Annotated in this window: 1 protein-coding gene; it reads right to left on the bottom strand. The window is 69.3% G+C overall.

The genetic code is table 11. The features are described from left to right. Window positions 1-1,272, bottom strand: a 1,272-nt coding sequence (locus AB0I77_RS53620) for a PAS domain-containing protein (RefSeq protein WP_363290338.1), incomplete at its 3' end; no start/stop codon positions are given. Between the last annotated feature and the right edge of the window lie 49 nt (window positions 1,273-1,321).

The following is a 1,321-nucleotide window of genomic DNA, read 5'->3' as shown; positions in this document are numbered from 1 at the left end:
GATGCCCTGGCCGACGCATTCGCCGACCACCAGTGCGGTGCGGGCGCCGGACAGGGCGAAGGTGTCGTACCCGCCGCCTCCGCCCGCCTGGGACGGCACGTGCAGGTGCGCGGTTTCCACGGTGGTCCGCGACGCCGGGCGGGGAGGCAACAGATGGCGCTGGACTGTCGAGGCGATGGTGTGTTCGCGGGTGTAGCGGCGGGCGTTGTCGATGCACAGCGCGGTGTGAGCGGCCGCTGCGAGGGCGAGGGTGACATCGTCCTCGTCGTAGAGGTCGCTCCGGTCAGTGCGGTAGAGGCTCAGCAGGCCGAGCACGGTTCCACGCAGCGTCAGGGGTGCAGTGATCAGGCTGTGGGCACCGGATGCGCGGATCGCCTCGGCGACGCGCGGCGGGACGGCCGCCAGCCAGGGCGTGTCGGGTCCCAGGGCGACGAGGCGGGGCTTGAGGTCGGCGAGCGTCTGGGCGTGAGGCGTCGGGAACGGCAGAGCGCGCACGTCACCCACCGGATGTGCCTGAATCTGCTCCTTGCCGCCGCTGTGGCCGAAGGCGGCACGGCGCAGCGGCACCTCCCGTCCCAGAGGGCTCAGCGGAGGGTCCTCGCCGCGTACCACTGCGTCCACCACTTCCACCACGGCGATGTCGGCGAGGTCGGGCACCACCGCCTGCACCAGTTCCTCGCAGGTGGCCACCACGTCGAGGGTCTGTCCTACCTGCTCGCGCACCGAGCCCAGGACGCGCAGGCGGGCGCGTGCCTTTTCGCGTTCGGTGACATCGAGCATCTCCACCAGCACTCCCAAGATCCTCCCCTGCGAGTCCTCCAGGCGAGATGCCGAGACGGAGAACAGGTACTCCGGCCCCGGCGCGCGCTTCGGACGCACCCCCACCAGTCGCCCCCGTACGGGCGCGCCGCTCTCCAGCACGCCGTGCAGCATCGCCTCGACCTCTCCGGGTGCGGAAAGGTCGTATTCGTCGGTGATGTGTCGGCCCATGATCTGTTCAGGGGGCGCTTCGTGCAGAACCGGCCTGGTGAAGTGGATTCGTAGGATTCGCAGCTCCGTGTCCAAGATCAGCAGGCCTGTAGGGGACTGGTCGAACAGAGCTTCCAGTACTGCAGCATCCTCGACGGGCGAGATGGCTTCGTTGTGCGCCACGGCAACCCACCTCCACCCTCCAGCCTGCTCCTTGCCCCGCCCCCCTCGCCTCGCGACGTGTCGGACGTCGGGGGTCCAGATGTGGGTTTGGGTGGCGGCCTGCTCGGCTTGGGTCGTCATCTGAGTGTGTCGGAGGTGTGTCGCGAACACCGAGAGACAACGGGAGAGG

The sequence above is a fragment of the Streptomyces sp. NPDC050619 genome, from assembly GCF_040654815.1.
GTDB lineage: Bacteria > Actinomycetota > Actinomycetes > Streptomycetales > Streptomycetaceae > Streptomyces.
The sequence above is the reverse complement of the archived record's forward strand: the minus strand, read 5'-3'. Positions and strand labels throughout refer to the sequence as shown.